At 70.7% G+C, this 14,186-nt stretch carries 17 protein-coding genes; 11 read left to right on the top strand and 6 right to left on the bottom strand.

Annotated elements, in window-relative coordinates:
* The first annotated feature begins 54 nt into the window (after nucleotides 1-54).
* The 4 genes from VGJ24_RS00285 to VGJ24_RS00270 all read left to right on the top strand — a co-directional run bounded on the left by VGJ24_RS00285 (nucleotide 55) and on the right by VGJ24_RS00270 (nucleotide 3,115).
* Nucleotides 55-651, top strand: coding sequence for a biotin transporter BioY (locus VGJ24_RS00285; protein WP_331498427.1), 597 nt, complete (start codon nucleotides 55-57; stop codon nucleotides 649-651).
* Between the two features lie 72 nt (nucleotides 652-723).
* Nucleotides 724-2,217, top strand: a complete 1,494-nt coding sequence (locus VGJ24_RS00280; RefSeq protein ID WP_331498426.1) for an AlkA N-terminal domain-containing protein — start codon at nucleotides 724-726, stop codon at nucleotides 2,215-2,217.
* A gap of 1 nt (nucleotide 2,218) precedes the next feature.
* Nucleotides 2,219-2,698, top strand: a complete 480-nt coding sequence (locus VGJ24_RS00275) for a methylated-DNA--[protein]-cysteine S-methyltransferase (RefSeq protein ID WP_331498425.1) — start codon at nucleotides 2,219-2,221, stop codon at nucleotides 2,696-2,698.
* A 27-nt stretch (nucleotides 2,699-2,725) separates the two neighbouring features.
* Complete coding sequence (locus VGJ24_RS00270; RefSeq protein WP_331498424.1) at nucleotides 2,726-3,115, top strand: VOC family protein; 390 nt, start codon at nucleotides 2,726-2,728, stop codon at nucleotides 3,113-3,115.
* 127 nt (nucleotides 3,116-3,242) lie between these two features.
* Here VGJ24_RS00270 and VGJ24_RS00265 read toward each other — a convergent pair whose 3' ends face one another.
* Nucleotides 3,243-3,965, bottom strand: coding sequence for an IclR family transcriptional regulator (locus VGJ24_RS00265; protein ID WP_331498423.1), 723 nt, complete (start codon nucleotides 3,963-3,965; stop codon nucleotides 3,243-3,245).
* A 78-nt stretch (nucleotides 3,966-4,043) separates the two neighbouring features.
* On the opposite strand from VGJ24_RS00265, the gene leuC reads away from it, so the two are divergent.
* From leuC to VGJ24_RS00250, 3 genes are all read left to right on the top strand, one after another.
* On the top strand, nucleotides 4,044-5,450 hold the full coding sequence (leuC, locus tag VGJ24_RS00260) for a 3-isopropylmalate dehydratase large subunit (protein WP_331498422.1): 1,407 nt from the start codon (nucleotides 4,044-4,046) through the stop codon (nucleotides 5,448-5,450).
* Nucleotides 5,450-6,049 carry a 3-isopropylmalate dehydratase small subunit gene (leuD, locus tag VGJ24_RS00255; RefSeq protein WP_331498421.1) on the top strand — a complete coding sequence of 200 codons (600 nt, stop codon included), beginning with the start codon at nucleotides 5,450-5,452 and terminating at the stop codon, nucleotides 6,047-6,049. The genes leuC and leuD overlap by 1 nt, the downstream gene beginning before the upstream one ends.
* A 281-nt stretch (nucleotides 6,050-6,330) precedes the next feature.
* Entirely contained in the window at nucleotides 6,331-7,125 is a 795-nt protein-coding gene (locus VGJ24_RS00250; RefSeq protein WP_331498420.1) for an HU family DNA-binding protein, read from the top strand.
* Nucleotides 7,126-7,189: 64 nt separating this feature from the next.
* On the opposite strand, the gene cofC is transcribed toward VGJ24_RS00250, so the two are convergent.
* Nucleotides 7,190-7,798, bottom strand: coding sequence for a 2-phospho-L-lactate guanylyltransferase (gene cofC, locus VGJ24_RS00245; protein WP_331498419.1), 609 nt, complete (start codon nucleotides 7,796-7,798; stop codon nucleotides 7,190-7,192).
* 116 nt (nucleotides 7,799-7,914) lie between these two features.
* Between cofC and VGJ24_RS00240 the strand changes: the two genes are divergently transcribed.
* Nucleotides 7,915-8,715 carry a lysophospholipid acyltransferase family protein gene (locus VGJ24_RS00240; RefSeq protein WP_331498418.1) on the top strand — a complete coding sequence of 267 codons (801 nt, stop codon included), beginning with the start codon at nucleotides 7,915-7,917 and terminating at the stop codon, nucleotides 8,713-8,715.
* On the top strand, nucleotides 8,712-9,713 hold the full coding sequence (locus VGJ24_RS00235) for an NAD(P)H-dependent glycerol-3-phosphate dehydrogenase (RefSeq protein WP_331498417.1): 1,002 nt from the start codon (nucleotides 8,712-8,714) through the stop codon (nucleotides 9,711-9,713). Before VGJ24_RS00240 ends, VGJ24_RS00235 begins: the two co-directional genes overlap by 4 nt.
* Nucleotides 9,714-9,766: 53 nt before the next feature.
* Here the strand turns inward: VGJ24_RS00235 and VGJ24_RS00230 are convergent, their stop codons facing one another.
* Nucleotides 9,767-10,834, bottom strand: a complete 1,068-nt coding sequence (locus tag VGJ24_RS00230; RefSeq protein ID WP_331498416.1) for a trans-sulfuration enzyme family protein — start codon at nucleotides 10,832-10,834, stop codon at nucleotides 9,767-9,769.
* Nucleotides 10,835-10,894: 60 nt separating this feature from the next.
* Here VGJ24_RS00230 and VGJ24_RS00225 point away from each other — a divergent pair, with 60 nt between their 5' ends.
* Nucleotides 10,895-12,025 (top strand): D-alanine--D-alanine ligase family protein, encoded by a 1,131-nt coding sequence (locus VGJ24_RS00225; protein WP_331498415.1) that lies wholly within the window; start codon nucleotides 10,895-10,897, stop codon nucleotides 12,023-12,025.
* Nucleotides 12,026-12,036: 11 nt separating this feature from the next.
* Here VGJ24_RS00225 and VGJ24_RS00220 read toward each other — a convergent pair whose 3' ends face one another.
* A complete protein-coding gene (locus tag VGJ24_RS00220) occupies nucleotides 12,037-12,525 on the bottom strand; it encodes a DUF3515 domain-containing protein (protein WP_331498414.1) in 489 nt (162 codons plus the stop codon).
* Nucleotides 12,526-12,569: 44 nt separating this feature from the next.
* On the bottom strand, nucleotides 12,570-12,806 hold the full coding sequence (locus VGJ24_RS00215; protein WP_331498413.1) for an Lrp/AsnC ligand binding domain-containing protein: 237 nt from the start codon (nucleotides 12,804-12,806) through the stop codon (nucleotides 12,570-12,572).
* A 144-nt stretch (nucleotides 12,807-12,950) separates the two neighbouring features.
* On the opposite strand from VGJ24_RS00215, the gene VGJ24_RS00210 reads away from it, so the two are divergent.
* On the top strand, nucleotides 12,951-13,901 hold the full coding sequence (locus VGJ24_RS00210; RefSeq protein WP_331498412.1) for a thiamine-phosphate kinase: 951 nt from the start codon (nucleotides 12,951-12,953) through the stop codon (nucleotides 13,899-13,901).
* A gap of 63 nt (nucleotides 13,902-13,964) precedes the next feature.
* Here the strand turns inward: VGJ24_RS00210 and rpmB are convergent, their stop codons facing one another.
* Complete coding sequence (rpmB, locus tag VGJ24_RS00205) at nucleotides 13,965-14,150, bottom strand: 50S ribosomal protein L28 (RefSeq protein ID WP_331498411.1); 186 nt, start codon at nucleotides 14,148-14,150, stop codon at nucleotides 13,965-13,967.
* Between the last annotated feature and the right edge of the window lie 36 nt (nucleotides 14,151-14,186).

Raw genomic sequence — 14,186 nt, 5'->3', positions numbered from 1 at the left:
CCGTCCGTCGGGCCCCGGGTGACCGACGAAGCCCGGGTTCCCTAGGATCCGACCATGTCCTCCACCGCGCTCGTCCCGTCGCTCGTCCGCCCCAGCAGTCGTGCCGTCAGCCTCGTCGCCGACGCGGTGCTCGTCGCGATCGGCGTGGCCCTGATCGGGCTGTCGGCACAGGTCACCTTCCACCTGCCGAACACACCGGTCCCGTTCACCGGCCAGACGTTCGCGGTCCTGCTCGTCGGAGGGGCGTACGGCGCAACCCGCGGCTTCGCCACGATGGCGGCGTACCTGGTCGTCGGTGGCCTCGGGTACGGCGTCTTCGCCCAGCACGCGTCCGGGTGGGACGTCCTCAAGTTCACCTCGGCCACCGGCGGCTACCTGGTCGGCATGCTGGTGGCGGCCACCCTCGTCGGCTGGCTGGCCGACCGCGGTTGGGACCGCAGGGCGATGCGTTCGCTGCCGGCGATGATCCTCGGCAACGTCGTGATCTACGCCTTCGGCTTCTTCTGGCTCAAGCACGCCCTGGACGTGACCGCGAGCCAGGCCTGGACCCTCGGCGTCCGGCCCTTCCTGCCCGGCGACGCGGTCAAGATCCTGCTGGCCGCCGGTCTGCTCCCGGCCGGCTGGAAGCTCGTCGACGCGGTACGCCGCTGAGTCGGCACCGGCTGCGGCGGTCGTGTCCGATTCCCGCCAGAGACTGTCGGTGCCATCGGCCATGATGGGGGCATGACCCCGACGACCTCGCCGATGCACCAGGACTTCGAGTCCTGCTACCGCGCGGTGAAGAGCCGCGACCGCAGGTTCGACGGTGTGTTCTACACCGCGGTCCGCACGACCGGCATCTACTGCCGGCCGTCCTGCCCCGCGCGCACCCCGGCGTTCCACAACGTCACGTTCCACCCGACCGCCGCGGCCGCTCAGGCCGCCGGCTTCCGCGCCTGCAAGCGGTGCCTCCCCGATGCCACCCCTGGCAGCCCCGACTGGGACGTCGCCGCCGACGCCGCCGGCCGTGCGATGCGGTTGATCGGTGACGGCGTGGTCGACCGCGAGGGCGTCGACGGCCTCGCCCGCCACATCGGGTACACGCCCCGTCACCTCTCGCGGCTCCTCACCCAGGAGCTCGGCGCCGGCCCGCTCGCGTTGGCCCGGGCCAAGCGCGCCCAGACCGCACGCGTGCTGCTCGAGACCACCGACCTCGGGGCGGCCGATGTCGCCTTCGCATCCGGGTTCAGCAGCGTCAGGCAGTTCAACGAGACGGTCCGCGAGGTCTACGCCGCGACGCCGACCCAGCTCCGTGGCGGCCGCGGCAAGAACACCCAGAGTGGCGCCCTCCAGCTCCGGCTCGCCGTACGCACGCCGTTCGCGGGTCGCGCGCTGCACGAGTTCCTGGCCACGCGTGCCGTCTCGGGCGTCGAGGTGACCAGGGACACGACGTACTCCCGCACCCTCCGGCTCCCGCACGGCATCGGCACCGTCGAGCTCGAGCTCGCCGACCACGACGAGGACGGGTCGACAGCGTTCGTGCCCGCGACCTTCCGGCTGTCCGACCTGCGCGACCTCACCGCCGCCGTCGAGCGGGTACGCCGCCTGGTCGACGCCGACTGCGACCCGGTCGCGATTAGTGACGCGTTCGCGGGCGACCCGGTGCTCGGTCCGCTGGTGCGTCGGCGGCCCGGCCTGCGGGTGCCCGGTCACGTCGACGGAGACGAGCTCGCGGTGCGGGCCGTGGTCGGCCAGCAGGTCACGGTCGCGGCCGCACGCACCGCGGCCGGCCGCCTCACCGAGCAGTACGGCGAGCGTCTCGCGTCTCCGGTCGACGGGCTGACCCATCTCTTCCCCGCGGCCGCGCGGCTGGCCGAGCTCGAGCCCGAGTCCTTGCCGATGCCGCGGGCACGCGGTCGGGCGCTCATCGCGGTGTGCCGCGCGCTGACCGACGGCGTGCTGCGTCTCGACCGCGGCGCCGACCGCGACGACGTACGCCGTCAGCTGCTGGAGGTGCCCGGCATCGGGCCCTGGACCGCCGACTACATCGCGCTCCGTGCCCTCGGCCACCCCGACGTCTTCCTGCCCACCGACATCGGCATCCGCGACGCGCTCCGCCTGCTCGGACGCGACCCTGCGGAGGCCGACGACCTCGCCGAGCGATGGCGGCCATGGCGCTCGTACGCGCAGCTCCATCTCTGGCACACGCTCACTTCGAGCACAACGAAAGGACACTGACATGTGGACCGTCATGAACTCGCCCGTGGGCGACCTGCGCATCGTCGAGCACGACGGGGCGATCACCGCCATCGAGTTCTCGCCGTTCCGTGACCACGACGGGCGGCCGCGCGGTGACCGCGACGACACCAACGCGGTGCTCGTCGAGACGGTGCGCCAGCTCCGCGCCTACTTCGACCGCGACCTCAAGGAGTTCGACCTGCCGCTCGACCCGGGCGGCAGCGAGTTCCAGCGATCGGTGTGGACGCAGCTGCTCGAGATCGGGTACGGCGACACCGCGTCGTACGGCCAGATCGCCAAGCGCCTCGGCAAGTCCAACGCCGCCTCACGCGCGGTCGGCCTGGCCAACGGCAGCAACCCGATCCCGATCGTCATCCCGTGCCACCGGGTGATCGGGGCCGACGGAACCCTGACCGGGTACGCCGGAGGCATCGAGCGCAAGCAGGCCCTGCTGGAGATCGAGCAGGACGCGCTCTTCTGACGGCAGGTGGTCTGTCACGATGACCCGATGACGTTCTCGAGCCCGATGGTCAACATCTACACCCGCGATCTCCCGGCGGCCCTCGCCTTCTACGGCGGGCCGCTGGGGTTCGCGGAGACCTTTCGTGCTCCCGACAGCGACGCGCCGGACCACGTCGAGCTACGGCTCGACGGAGTCATGATCGCGATCTCGAGCGCGGAGGCCGCGATGCGCGTGCACGGCATCGACGCGTCCCCCGGGAGCGGCGGGTTCCAGCTCGTCCTCTGGAGCGACGACGTCGACGCGTCGTACGACGAGCTGGTCGCGGCCGGCACTCCGTCGGTCACGCCGCCCCATGACACGGGGAACAACAACCGCAACGCCGTGGTCGCCGACCCCGACGGGAACCTCGTCGAGCTGGTGTCGAAGCGGCTCTGAGCCGAAGTGGGGCTTGTCCGCCGTCGAAGTGGGCTCTCTCCGGCGGCGAGGTGGGACCACACAACCTTGATCCCCCACTTGGGCGCGGGAGAGCTCCCACTTGGGCGCGGGAGAACTCCCACTTCGGCTACTCGGCGGCAGCGCGCCGCAACGACTCGGACAACCGTTCCGCAGCGGCCACGACCGCCGGCGCATGCATCCGGCCCGGCTGTCGGGACAGGCGCTCGAGAGGCCCGCTGACGGACACCGCCGCCACGATCTTCCCCGAGGGGGAGCGGACCGGGGCGGACACCGAGGCGACACCCTGCTCCCGCTCGCCGACCGACTGCGCCCAGCCGCGCCGGCGAATGCCCGACAGAGCAGCGGCCGAGAACGCGGCGTTCTGCAGACCGCGGTGGATGCGCTCGGCGTCCTCCCACGCCAGCAGCACCTGGGCGGCGGAGCCGGCACGCATCGTCAGCTGCGAGCCGACCGGGATGGTGTCGCGCAGACCCGACGGGCGCTCGGCGGCCGCGACGCAGACGCGGTAGTCGCCTTGGCGGCGCCAGAGCTGCGACGACTCTCCGGTGATGTCGCGCAGTCGCGCCAGGACGGGGCCCGCCGTCGCGAGCAGCCGGTCCTCGCCGGCGGCGACGGAGAGCTCCGCCAGCCGCGGGCCGAGCACGAACCGCCCCTGGAGGTCGCGTGCGACCAGACGGTGGTGCTCCAGGGCGACCGCGAGGCGGTGCGCAGTCGGCCGGGCGAGGCCGGTGGCGGTGACCAGCCCGGCCAGGGTGGCCGGTCCGGACTCGAGAGCGGTGAGCACGAGGGCGGCCTTGTCGAGCACGCCCACGCCGCTGGTTGTGTCCATATGGCAATATTGCCGTCTCAGATCATGGGACGCAAGTTGTAGGGTCGAGGTCGATTCGAGGAGCACGGAGGAGGAGAGATGGGCAGGACCCTGGCCGAGAAGGTCTGGGACGAGCACGTGGTCCGGTCCACCGAGGGCGAGCCAGATCTGCTCTACATCGACCTCCATCTGATCCACGAGGTGACCTCACCCCAGGCGTTCGACGGACTCCGCCTCGCGGGCCGCCCGGTACGTCGTCCGGACTTGACCCTGGCGACCGAGGACCACAACGTCCCGACTCTCGAGTGGGACCAGCCGATCAAGGACCCGGTCAGCCGCACCCAGGTCGAGACGCTGCGAAGGAACGCCGAGGAGTTCGGCGTCCGGCTCCACCCGCTCGGCGACCTCGACCAGGGGATCGTGCACATCATCGGGCCCCAGCTCGGGCTCACACAGCCCGGTATGACCATCGTCTGCGGCGACTCCCACACCTCGACGCACGGCGCGTTCGGGGCGCTCGCGTTCGGCATCGGGACCTCCGAGGTGGAGCACGTGCTCGCCACGCAGACCCTGCCCCAGGCGCGCCCGAAGACGATGGCGGTCACCGTGACCGGTCAGCTGCCAGCCGGCGTCACCGCCAAGGACCTCGTCCTCACCCTGATCGCCCACACCGGCACCGGCGGCGGCCAGGGGTACGTCGTGGAGTACCGCGGTCCGGCCATCGAGGCGCTGTCGATGGAGGCCCGGATGACGGTCTGCAACATGAGCATCGAGTGGGGTGCCAAGGCCGGGCTGATCGGCCCCGACGAGACGACGTTCGGCTATCTGATGGGCCGGCCCGAGGCGCCGACGGGGGCCGACTGGGATGCCGCGGTCGAGCACTGGAAGACCCTGGTCACCGATGAGGACGCCGGGTTCGACCAGGAGATCGAGCTCGACGCGAGCACCATGACGCCGTTCGTCACCTGGGGCACCAACCCGGGTCACGGCGTACCGCTCGCGGGCTCGGTGCCCGACCCGGAGAGCTACGACAAGGAGAGCGACCGGGTCGGTGCCCGCAAGGCCCTGGAGTACATGGGGCTCGAGGCCGGTACGCCGATGCGTGAGATCCGGGTCGACACCGTGTTCGTCGGCTCGTGCACCAACGGCCGGATCGAGGACCTCCGCACCGCTGCCGGGATCATCAAGGGCCGCAAGGTCGCCGACGACATCCGCCTGCTCGTCGTCCCCGGCTCCGTTCGCGTCCGGTTGCAGGCCGAGGACGAAGGTCTCGACGTCGTCTTCAAGGAGGCCGGTGCCGAGTGGCGGGGTGCCGGTTGCTCGATGTGCCTCGGCATGAACCCCGACCAGCTCGCTCCCCAGGAGCGGAGCGCCTCGACGTCCAACCGCAACTTCGAGGGCCGGCAGGGCAAGGGCGGGCGCACCCATCTCGTCTCGGTCCCCGTCGCCGCTGCCACGGCGATCCGCGGCACGCTGAGCTCGCCCGCCGATCTGGAGCAGATCTGATGGAGGCGTTCACCAGCCACACCGGCATCGGCGTCCCACTGCGTCGCAGCAACGTCGACACCGACCAGATCATCCCGGCGGTCTACCTCAAGCGCGTCACCCGCACCGGTTTCGAGGACGGACTGTTCGCGGCCTGGCGCAACGACCCGTCGTTCGTGCTCAACCAGAAGCCGTACGACGTGGGCACCGTGCTCGTCGCCGGCCCGGACTTCGGCACCGGCTCGTCTCGCGAACATGCCGTGTGGGCGTTGCAGAACTACGGCTTCAAGGTCGTGCTGTCGCCGCGCTTCGGTGACATCTTTCGCGGCAACGCCGGCAAGGCCGGGCTGTTGGCAGCACAGGTCGACGACAAGGTCGTGCTCCGACTCTGGGACCTGCTCGAGGCCGAGCCCGGGACGACGATCAGCGTCGACCTCGACGAGCGCACCGTGCGCGCCGGCGACGGACCCGATGCGATCGAGGACTCTTTCGACATCGACGAGTACACGCGATGGCGACTGCTCGAAGGGCTCGACGACATCTCGCTGACGCTCGCCCACGAGGACGACATCGCGACGTACGAATCGGGACGTCCGAGCTGGAAGCCCGCAACGCTCTGACACGGAATCGCGCGAATCCCGCTCAACAGAAGGGATTTCGCAGACCCGATGCGGGGCCGCCGCAACGGAACGTCTACGACAATCGGGCGAGAGTCGGATGTTCGGAGCAACCGACGCCACGGTCGCAGTTCGCCGAAAAGGGCGCAGTTGAGCCGGAAACGCAACGGAAAAAACCTTCGACAGACCCGGCGTGGTGATTGTGACGAACGCCGCGAGTACCTAGCGTTCGTCGAGAAGCCGGGCAAAAGGGCCGGCCACAATCGTTCATTGGAAGGGAAGCCGTGAACAAGTCACAGCTCATCGACGCACTCGCCGCGCGTTACGAGGGGAACCGCAAGCAGGCGCAGCACGCTCTGGACTCTGTCCTGGACACGATCACGCGCGAGGTGGCCAGGGGAGAGAAGGTCGCGATCACGGGATTCGGCTCGTTCAAGAAGATCGAGCGGAAGGCTCGCATGGTCCGTAATCCGCGGACCGGTGCTCAGATCATGGCCAAAGAGACGTCGGTGCCGAAGTTCACCGCCGGGGCCGAGCTGAAGAACGTCGTCTCTGGTGCCAAGAAGCTGCCGAAGCTGACGTTGGCCGCGTCGACGTCGACGGCGAAGAAGGCGACGGCCTCGGCGAAGAAGGCCGCGGCCAAGAAGGCCACCGCGAAGAAGACGACGGCGAAGAAGACGACGGCGAAGAAGACCGCCAAGAAGGCCGCACCGGCCAAGAAGGCGGCTGCCAAGAGGACGACGGCCAAGAAGGCTCCGGCCAAGAAGACCGCCGCCAAGAAGACCGCCGCCAAGAAGACGGCCGCCAAGAGGACCACTGCCAAGAGGACCGCCGCCAAGAGGACGACGGCGAAGAAGACGACGGCCAGGAAGACGACGGCGAAGAAGGCTCCGGCCAAGAAGACGGCCGCCAAGAGGACGGCTGCGAAGAGGACGACGGCGAAGAAGGCTCCCGCCAAGAAGACCGCCGCCAAGAAGACGGCCGCCAAGAGGACCACGGCCAAGAGGACGACGGCGAAGAAGGCTCCGGCCAGGAAGACCGCCAAGAAGGCGGCCAAGCGGACCGCGAAGAAGCGCTGACGCACCACGTCGAGGAGGGGCCACCGGTGATCCGGTGGCCCCTACGTCGTGTCCGGGCCAGGGTCTATCCGAGCAACGCGAGCCGGGTGTGTGCACCGAGTCCGAGCGTCGTCGCCGCAGCGAGGCCTGCCGCGTCGTCGACGTCGCGGCGGAGCGACCACAGGTCGCCGGTGATCTCGCGGGCGCCGATGTCGAGGTGGGCCTGCCGCGAACGGTGGCCGAATCTTGGCGTGAACAGGTCGTACGGCGCGGTGTACAGCGTCGTGCCCACCTCGTCCTGGTCGGCGACGAACGCCATCCCGTCCGCGGTGTCGAGAGCCGCGTCGAGATCCGCGGGTAGTAAGGCCGGAAGGTCGGCGCACACCGCCACGGGTGTCGCCTCCGGCCAGCGTCGGCGGGCCTCGGCCGCGGCGAGGCGGAGCGTCTCGTTGAGGTTGCCGGCGACCCCGTCCGGGATCGTCTCGCAGCCGACCGTCCGCAGCTGGTCGGCGAACCGCGCGTCGTCGGTGACCGCGAGCACGGCCGTCACCGAGCCGGCGGCGAGACAGGCGCGGGCCGTGTCCAAGGCGAACGCCGCCGCCAGTGCACGACGGCGAGCAGGGTCGCCCTCGAGCCTCGACTTGCCTTGTGCGGGCGGCTTCACCGGCAGCAGGACGACGTACGACGCACTCATCGAGGCGATCCTGTCAGGCGGCCGGCGACGCTCGTCGACCGAGTAGCCTGACCCGGACACCGGCGCTGCTGCCGGGCCGACCGCATTGTTCGGGTGCCACGACGGGAGGGACGCAGGTGGGTCTGCGACCGGTGCGACCGCTGCAGCGGAAGCGCGGCTGGGCGTTCAACCTCGCCGTACCCGTCCTCAAGCCGGTGCTGCTCGCCACCACGAAGCGCACCTGGATCGACGGCGAGAAGATCCCGGCGACCGGTGGCTGCATCTTGGTCTTCAACCACGTGTCCCATGTGGACCCGTTGACGGCCGCGCACATCGTCTACGACCACGGCCGGATGCCCCGCTACCTCGCGAAGTCGGGGCTCTTCAAGAACCCCGCACTGTCCTACTTCCTCACGGCCGCGGGGCAGATCCCCGTCGAACGGCTCACCAGGAACGCGAAGGGCGCGTTCGACGCCGCCGTCGCCGCCGTACGTGCGGGTGAGTGCGTGGTCGTGTATCCCGAGGGCACGCTCACCCGCGACCCCGACCTGTGGCCGATGGCCGGCAAGTCCGGGGCCGCGCGGATCGCGCTCGAGACCGGCTGCCCGGTGATCCCGATCGGCCAGTGGGGCGTGCACAACCTGCTCTACCCCTATGCCAAGAAGCCGCACCTCTTCCCCCGCACCCGGATCACGATGAAGGTCGGCGACCCGGTCCCGCTGGACGACCTGCAGGCCCAGCCGCACACGACCCAGACGATCAACGAGGCGACGCGACGGATCATGGCGGCGCTCACCGCCCTCGTCGCGGAGGTGCGCGGCGAGGAGGCACCGGCCGAACGCTTCGACCCGCGCAAGTCCGGAGTGCGACCGACCGGCAACCCGAAGAGGTCCGAGCAGCAGCCGGCGAAGGGCGAGCGGAAGTCGACGGGCACATGACGCAGGTCTCCGTCCTCGGGGCAGGCTCGTGGGGTACGGCGTTCTCCCTCGTGCTCGCGGACGCCGGGAACGACGTCACCTTGTGGGCGCGGCGGGAAGAGGTCTGCGAGACCATCAACCAGCGCCGCGAGAACACCGACTACCTCCCAGGCGTCGAGCTGCCTCCCTCCGTCGTCGCCACCCACGACACCGAGAAGGCGGTGGCCCACGCCGAGGTCGTGGTCTTCGCGGTGCCGTCGCAGACGTTCCGCGTCAACCTCGAGCTGTGGGCGCCGTACCTCCCGTCCTCGGCGGTGATGGTCTCGCTGATGAAGGGCGTCGAGCTGGGCACCCTCAAGCGCATGAGCGAAGTGGTCGCCGAGGTCACCGATGCCGGTTCGGAGCGCATCGCCGTCGTGAGCGGGCCCAACCTGTCTCACGAGATCGCGCAGCGCGAACCCGCGGCGTCGGTGGTCGCGTGCGCCGACGAGGACGTCGCCAAGCAGGTGCAGCACCTCGTCCATGGTCCGGCGTTCCGCCCCTACACCAGCGTCGACGTCGTCGGCTGCGAGCTCGGTGGCGCGTACAAGAACGTCGTGGCTCTCTCGGTCGGCATGGCCGTCGGGCTGGGCTTCGGTGACAACACGACCGCGTCGGTGATCACGCGCGGGCTGGCGGAGACGGCGCGGCTAGCGATGGCGATGGACGCCAACCCGCTGACCCTGATGGGGCTCGCCGGCCTGGGCGACCTGGTCGCGACCTGCTCGTCGCCGCTGTCCCGCAACCGGACGTTCGGGGAGAAGCTCGGCCTCGGCATGACCACCGAGGAGATCGTGGCCTCGACCCGGCAGGTCGCCGAGGGCACGAAGTCCTGCTCGTCCCTGCTGGAGCTCGCACGCAAGGTCGGCGTCGACGCACCGATCGCCGAGCACGTCGAAGCGGTCGTCGACGGCCGGATGACCGCACCGGAGATGATGGAGTCCTTCCAGGCACGTGAGACGAAGGCGGAGACGGACTGAGGATTGGGTGCGGTCCTCGGAGTCCAGCTGGGCCCGTCAGATCTCCCCGCAGATCACGCCGGCCCGGAAAGCGCGTGAGACAGGTCCGACCACAGATCGTCCACGTCCTCGACACCGACGCTGAGACGCACCAGCGCGTCCGGGATGGTGTCCGGCTCGGACTTCCAGCGACGTCGTCGTTCGAACGTCGACTCCACACCGCCCAGCGAGGTGGCGTGCACCCACAGCGACGTCGACCGCACGAGCCGGTCGGCCGCGTCCGGGCCGCCGGCGAGCACGATCGAGACGATCCCGCCGAAGCCGGGGTAGCGCACCCCCTGGACCGCGCGGTGGGCGCGCAGGCGGTCGGCGAGGTCGCGGGCATTGCTCTCGGCCCGGTCGACCCGCAGGTGCAGCGTGCGCAGACCCCGCAGCGCGAGCCAGGCCTCGAGCGTGCCCGGGATCGCGCCGACCAGGTCCCGCCGGCCCTTCAGTACGTCGTACAGCTGGTCGTCGGTGGTGACCAGCGCGCCGAGCATCGCGTCGCCGTGGCCGGAGAGGTACTTGGTCGCCGAGTGCACGACGATGTCAGCACCCATGGTCAGCGGTCGCTGACGCAGTGGGGTGGCGAAGGTGTTGTCGACGACGACGTAGGCGCCGGCGTCGTGGGCGACCCGGGTGATGGTCTCGATCTCGGCAAGCTCCAGCGCGGGGTTGGTCGGCGCCTCGAGCCACACCAGTGCCGCGTCCTCGCTGGCCGTCGTCACTGCGGCAGTGTCGGTGATATCGACCAGCCGAGCCGTCAGCCGGCCGCGGGCCTCGAGGTCGGCCAACTGCATCACCGTGCCGTTGTAGGCGTGCCGCGGTGCGACGACCGTCGCGCCCTGACCCACCAGGTCCAGCACGGTCGCCACCGTCGCGAGCCCCGAGGAGAACGCGAGACAACGCCCACCCTCGAGGGCACCCAGCGCCTCCTCGAACGCCGCCCAGGTGGGGTTGCCGTAACGGCCGTACTCCAGGTCGCCGGTCGCGCCGTACGTCGACGCCATCGTGATCGGATGGTTGAGCGGCTGGTCCGGCTCGTGTGGCGGGCGCCCCGCGGTGACGGCGGTGGTGGCGAGGGACCAGGTGTCGTCTGGCATGCCGCGAGCGTACGGCGAGGTGGTCGGGGTGCGCCGCGACCCCCGGATAGGGTCCTTCCGATGAGCGAGCACCCGGGTCGGACCCGCAAGCCCCGTGTCGCGATCGTCTTCGGCGGCCGGTCGAGTGAGCACGCGATCAGCTGCGTCACCGCCGGCAGCGTGCTCGAGGCGATCGACCGCACGGCGTACGACGTCGTGCCGATCGGGATCGCTCCCGACGGCCGATGGGTGCTCGAGTCCGGCGACCCCGATCACCTCCAGATCAAGGGACCCGACCACCTGCCCAAGGTCGACGGGGACCGCGCCTCGATCACGCTGCTGCGCGAGGCCGGCGGCACCGATCTGGTCGTCCACGAGCCGGCCCAGCCGCCGGAGACGCTCGGCGAGGTGGACGTGGTGTTCCCGCTGCTGCACGGGCCATGGGGCGAGGACGGCACGATCCAGGGGATGTTCGAGATGGCCGGGGTCCGCTACGTCGGGGCGGGCGTGCTCGCGAGTGCAGTCGGCATGGACAAGGCGTACGCCAAGATCGTGCTCCGGGCAGCCGGACTGCCGGTGCTGCCGTCGGTGACGGTGACGGCGCGCGAGTGGTACCGCGACCCCGACGGTGTTCGCTACCGAGTCGCCGACCTCGGCTTCCCCCTGTTCGTGAAACCGTCCCGGGCCGGGTCGAGCATGGGGATCTCGAAGGTCCACGACGCTTCCGAGCTCGACGGCGCGATCGAGGAGGCCCACCGCCACGACCCCAAGGCGCTGGTCGAGCAGGCAGCGGTCGGCGCGCGCGAGGTGGAGTGCGGAGTGCTCGAGGCGCTCGACGGAACCCCCGAGACCAGCGTGCCGGCCGAGATCGTCGTGGGCGGGGAGCACGAGTTCTACGACTTCGCGGCCAAGTACCTCCCTGAGGAGCACACCGAGCTCGACGTACCGGCGGACCTGCCGGAGGCGACCTCCGCCGAGGTGCGTGAGCTCGCCGTGCGCGCGTTCGAGGCGATCGGCTGCGAGGGACTGGCGCGGGTCGACTTCTTCGTGATGCCCGACGGGTCGTTGGTCGTCAACGAGATCAACACGATGCCCGGGTTCACGCCAACCTCGATGTACCCGCGGATGTGGGCCGCCAGCGGGCTCGACTACCCGGCCCTGGTCGACCGGTTGATCCAGCTCGCCCTGCGTCGCTCCACCGGCCTGCGGTAGGCGTCCGGCACTCAGTGGCAGGGTTTGACGAGCTTCGTGTACTGCTTGACCATCGGCGCCAGCTCGACCATCGCGGCCGCGAGCCCGTTCGGCCGGTACCTCGCGGGCACGGTCACCTGGAGGATCGGCCGGTAGCCGACCGTCGAGATCACGATGTCCGACGAGTTGTCGCGGAACTGGTCGTCCGGCAGGTACCACCCCACGCCGTCCGCGGTCGTGCAGCCGGCGGTGCGGGTGAAGCCCGCGGGCACCGGAACGCCGCACTGGGCCACGATCGCCGGGTCACCCCACGCTCCTCCGAGTGCGGCCGCCGGTTGGGTCTTGCGACGTGACTGGTCGGCGACATGGTCGGGCAGGGCGTTCACGAGGCGCTGGCAGACCGCCTGGTCGGCGGCCGAGAGGCGCAGGGTCGGGATGCTGACCGGCTCCTTGCCGCAGGCCACGAGCACCAGCCCGAGACACGCGACGCCCGCGGACAGGCGCGCGCCCCGGGTCCGCACGAGCGGCTCGGGGCGCGGCGAGGTTCGGGCCAAGTCAGTCCGGATCAGATGTGGACGACCGGGCAGGTGAGGGTGCGGGTGATGCCGTCGAGGTTCTGTACCTTGGACACGACCAGCTTGCCCAGCTCGTCGACGTTGCGGGCCTCGGCGCGCACGATCACGTCGTACGGACCGGTGACGTCCTCGGCCAGAGTCACGCCCTTCACCTGGGCGATCGCGCGGGCCACCTCGGCGGCCTTGCCGACGTCGGTCTGGATGAGGATGTACGCCTGGACGACCATGGGTTGTCTCCTCCGCGAGCACGATGGGGATCGGCGGCCTGCCGGGTGCTACCGGGGCACAACCTACCGTGCAGTATGTCGCGCCCGACAGGTCGCCCGGCGGGTGCGGGACGCGACAGCGCCCCGATCTGGTGGGATGGGCGCATGTCGTTCCCCGCTGACGCGACCGTCTCGGAGGCCGGAGAGTTCCCGCTGATCGATCGCCTCCGCGACGTGTTCGCGCAGGGCGAGCAGGTGCTGGTCGGGCCGGGCGACGACGCCGCCGTGCTGCGCATCCGCGACGGCCACGTGCTGGTCTCCACCGACGTGCTCGTCGAGGGCCGGCACTTCCGCCGCGACTGGGCCTCGGCGGCCGACATCGGGCACCGGGCCGCGGCCGCGAACCTCTCCGACATCAACGCGATGGGAGGCCGCGCGCACTCGCTGACCATCGGCCTCGCGGCGCCGCGTGACCTGCCTGTCCAGTGGGCGCTGGACTTCGCCCATGGATTCGCCGAGGAATGCGGGCTGGTCGGCGCCTCGGTGGTCGGGGGAGACCTCACCGCGGCCGACGGCCTGGTGATCGCGGTGACCGTGCTCGGCTCGTGCACGCAGTCGCCGGTGCTGCGGTCGGGCGCCGAGCCCGGCGACGTCCTGTCCCTGTGCGGACGCCAGGGCTGGGCGGCGGCCGGGCTCGCCGTACTCGGACGCGGTTTCCGCTCGCCCCGGGTGCTGGTCGAGGCCTACCGCCGCCCCGAGCCGCCGTACGACGCGGGACGGGTCGCCGCGGAAGCCGGCGCCACGGCGATGATCGACATCTCGGACGGCCTGCTCGCCGAGGCGCGCCACCTCTCCGAGGACTCCGGCGTGGCGATCGACGTACGCCGCGACGCCTTCGACATCCCCGAGCCCCTCCACGCCGTCGCCGCCGCGACCGGTGCGGACCCGTTGAGCTTCATCCTCGGCGGGGGGGACGACCACGCGCTGCTCGCGACGTACGCCTCCGCAGACGACGTGCCCGACGGCTGGACGGTGGTCGGGTCGGTCGCCGAAGGATCCGGGGTCACCGTCGACGACGGCGACTACGACGGCCCCACCGGGTGGACCCACTTCTGAACCCGCCCCGACAAGCACGTTGCCCCGGACCACAGGCCCGGGGCAACGCATGAGCTCAGGAGGTCAGCGAGTGACCTTGCCGGCCTTGAGGCAGCCGGTGCAGACGTTGAGACGCGTACGGGTGCCGTTCACCGTGGCGCGCACGCGCTGGATGTTGGGGTCGAAGCGCCGCTTGGTGATCTTCTTCGACCACGGCCGGTTGTTGCCGAAGCCCGGCTTCTTGGCGCAGATGTCGCAGACGGCAGCCACGGGAGTCACTCCTGGTTGAGAGCTGGAACGGGGCCC

Source organism: Nocardioides sp., assembly GCF_036493135.1.
Taxonomy (GTDB): Bacteria; Actinomycetota; Actinomycetes; order Propionibacteriales; family Nocardioidaceae; genus Nocardioides.
Note: the sequence above shows the minus strand (reverse complement) of the source record. Positions and strands in the feature narration are given on the sequence as shown.

Bases quoted from the DNA above. Each gene is read 5' to 3' on its own strand.
- VGJ24_RS00270 (WP_331498424.1), top strand. From the start codon at position 2,726: ATGACGTTCTCGAGCCCGATGGTCAACATCTACACCCGCGATCTCCCG.
- VGJ24_RS00225 (WP_331498415.1), top strand. From the start codon at position 10,895: ATGAGCGAGCACCCGGGTCGGACCCGCAAGCCCCGTGTCGCGATCGTC.
- VGJ24_RS00285 (WP_331498427.1), top strand. From the start codon at position 55: ATGTCCTCCACCGCGCTCGTCCCGTCGCTCGTCCGCCCCAGCAGTCGT.
- VGJ24_RS00275 (WP_331498425.1), top strand. From the start codon at position 2,219: ATGTGGACCGTCATGAACTCGCCCGTGGGCGACCTGCGCATCGTCGAG.
- VGJ24_RS00235 (WP_331498417.1), top strand. From the start codon at position 8,712: ATGACGCAGGTCTCCGTCCTCGGGGCAGGCTCGTGGGGTACGGCGTTC.
- leuC (WP_331498422.1), top strand. From the start codon at position 4,044: ATGGGCAGGACCCTGGCCGAGAAGGTCTGGGACGAGCACGTGGTCCGG.
- VGJ24_RS00280 (WP_331498426.1), top strand. From the start codon at position 724: ATGACCCCGACGACCTCGCCGATGCACCAGGACTTCGAGTCCTGCTAC.
- leuD (WP_331498421.1), top strand. From the start codon at position 5,450: ATGGAGGCGTTCACCAGCCACACCGGCATCGGCGTCCCACTGCGTCGC.
- cofC (WP_331498419.1), bottom strand. From the start codon at position 7,798: ATGAGTGCGTCGTACGTCGTCCTGCTGCCGGTGAAGCCGCCCGCACAA.
- VGJ24_RS00215 (WP_331498413.1), bottom strand. From the start codon at position 12,806: ATGGTCGTCCAGGCGTACATCCTCATCCAGACCGACGTCGGCAAGGCC.
- VGJ24_RS00265 (WP_331498423.1), bottom strand. From the start codon at position 3,965: ATGGACACAACCAGCGGCGTGGGCGTGCTCGACAAGGCCGCCCTCGTG.
- VGJ24_RS00210 (WP_331498412.1), top strand. From the start codon at position 12,951: ATGTCGTTCCCCGCTGACGCGACCGTCTCGGAGGCCGGAGAGTTCCCG.
- VGJ24_RS00230 (WP_331498416.1), bottom strand. From the start codon at position 10,834: ATGCCAGACGACACCTGGTCCCTCGCCACCACCGCCGTCACCGCGGGG.